General features: G+C 69.2%; 1 protein-coding gene and 1 pseudogene. Both read right to left on the bottom strand.

All coding sequences use genetic code 11. The annotated features are described in order from the left end of the window. Positions 1 to 108: 108 nt before the first annotated feature. Positions 109 to 1,470, bottom strand: a complete 1,362-nt coding sequence (gene nhaA / locus VIB55_RS18460; RefSeq protein ID WP_331878143.1) for a Na+/H+ antiporter NhaA — start codon at positions 1,468 to 1,470, stop codon at positions 109 to 111. A 415-nt stretch (positions 1,471 to 1,885) separates the two neighbouring features. Continuing rightward, positions 1,886 to 2,172, bottom strand: a pseudogene (locus tag VIB55_RS18455) (hypothetical protein); the annotation flags it as partial.

The raw sequence follows: 2,172 nt of genomic DNA, 5'->3' as shown, positions 1-2,172 counted from the left end.
CGGCTGAGAACCTGAAGGAACGGAACCCGAGTTCAGGCTGGACACGAGGGGTGTGCGAATTCAACGGAGCCCGCCGGCAGCATCGGCGGGCTCCGTCGCGTTCGGCGGTCAGCCCTCGACGACCGCGCCGGGGCCGTGCTTCAGGTTGCGAAGCGCCAGCCACCCCAGCAGCCCCGCCACCACCGACGCGGCGAAGATGCCGATCTTCGCCCGCTCGTCCAGCTCGGGATGGTCGGGGAACGCCAGCGCCGAGATGAACAGCGACATCGTGAAGCCGATGCCGCCCAGCATGGCGACGCCCCCGATGGCCCGCCAGCCGATGCCGTCGGGCAGCACCGCCATCCGCGACTTTACCGCCAGCCAGGCGAACAGCGTAATCCCGATGGGCTTGCCGATCACCAGCCCCAGGGTAACGCCCAGCGTCACGGGATGCGCGAACGCCGAGGCCAGGTTGCCGCCCAGGTGCACGCCCGCGTTCGACAGGGCGAACAGGGGGATGATGCCGAACGCCACCCAGTAGTGAAGCTCGTGCTCGATGCGCTGCAGCGGCGCCTGCGCACCCTCGCACAGGTTCTCCATCTCCTGGATGGCCGCCTGCTGCCCCTTGTTGGTCAGCACGCTGGGGCCTTCCTCGCCCGCCACGTCGAAGTGGTCCAGCAGCCGGCGCCCGCCGTCCAGGAACTCGCTGGTGTCGATGCGGGTGCGCGCGGGAATGGTCATCGCCAGCAGCACCCCGGCCACCGTGGCATGCACGCCGCTGAGCAGGAAGGCCACCCACAGCCCCAGCCCCAGCCCCACGTACATCAGCGGGCTGCGCACCCCCATCCGGTTGGCCAGCGCCAGGGCGCCCAGGATCAACGCGCCCACCCCCAGCGCTCCCCAGGCGATGTCGGCGGTGTAGAACAGGGCGATTACCAGCACGGCGCCCAGGTCGTCTACGATGGCCAGCGCGGCCAGGAACACCTTGAGCGCCAGCGGCGTGCGCGGCCCCAGCAGCGCCAGCACGCCCAGGGCGAAGGCGATGTCCGTAGCCATGGGGATGCCCCATCCGCGCTGCCCCACGCCGCCGAGGTTGACGGCGGTGTAGATGAGCGCGGGCACCACCATGCCGCCCAGCGCCGCGGCAATGGGCAGCGCCGCCCGCCGCGCCGACGCCAGCTCGCCCACCAGGAACTCGCGCTTGATCTCCAGCCCCACCAGGAAGAAGAACACGGCCATCAGACCGTCGTTGATCCAGTGGTGAAGCGAGTAGGTCAGTGCCTGGTTTCCCCAGCGCACCGACAGCTCCGTCTTCCACAGGTGGTGGTAGCTTTCGGCCCAGGGCGAGTTGGCCCACGCCATGGCGATTAGCGCGCAGGCGATCAGCACGATGCCGCCCGCCGATTCCGTCGCCGCGAACCGCGAGAACGGCGACAGGATGCGCTGGAAGGGCGAGGGCGGCGGGGGTGGAAGAACCTGGTAGTGCGCCATGCTTCGTTTCTTCTGGACGGCCTCGGTCAACGGGCGACGCAACCTAACAGCGGCCCGCGAACAATCCAACGCTGCTGCTGGATTTGCGCGCGGCTACAGGATAGGCCGCGATCGGAGCACCCCCCCGGGAGCGGGTGAAGCCGCCGCATGGAAGCAGAAAGCCCCCCAAACACTGGGAGGCTTCAACCGCACGCGGGCCGCGCCTGCCGTAGCGCGCGATGTCATCCCGATGGAGCGGCCACAAGGAACCTGCCGCCACACCGAAGCGGGCAGCGACTGAGGGATCCGCCACACAATCCGGGTCGCGCCACAAGGTCCTCCCCACACGAGAGAAGGCCAGTCCGCCTGCGCGGACTGGCTTGCTTTGGTGTGTAGGAGGTCCGGGTGGCGCGTCCGGACCTCGCAGAGCGGATGGTCAGCGGCGCATTTCGGAGGTCACGCGCCGGTCGGTGATCCCCAGCTTCTGTTCCACCTGGCTCTCGATGAACAGCGCCTGGTCGCGGTCGGTGAGGCCCGACACCAGCGTGATCTTGCGGCGGCTTCCCTTGCCGATGGCCTGCACGGAGTAGCGGATGGTGGTGCCGCCGTTGCGGCTGTGCGTCACGTGCTCCTGGCAGTACAGCTGCTCCAGGGCATCGGCGGGAAGCTCGCGGTTGCCCGTCCACGGGATGGGTCCGTGGCGCACGCTCAGGTGCCCACGCT

The organism is Longimicrobium sp. (genome assembly GCF_036554565.1).
Taxonomy (GTDB): Bacteria; Gemmatimonadota; Gemmatimonadetes; order Longimicrobiales; family Longimicrobiaceae; genus Longimicrobium.
The sequence above is the reverse complement of the archived record's forward strand: the minus strand, read 5'-3'. Positions and strand labels throughout refer to the sequence as shown.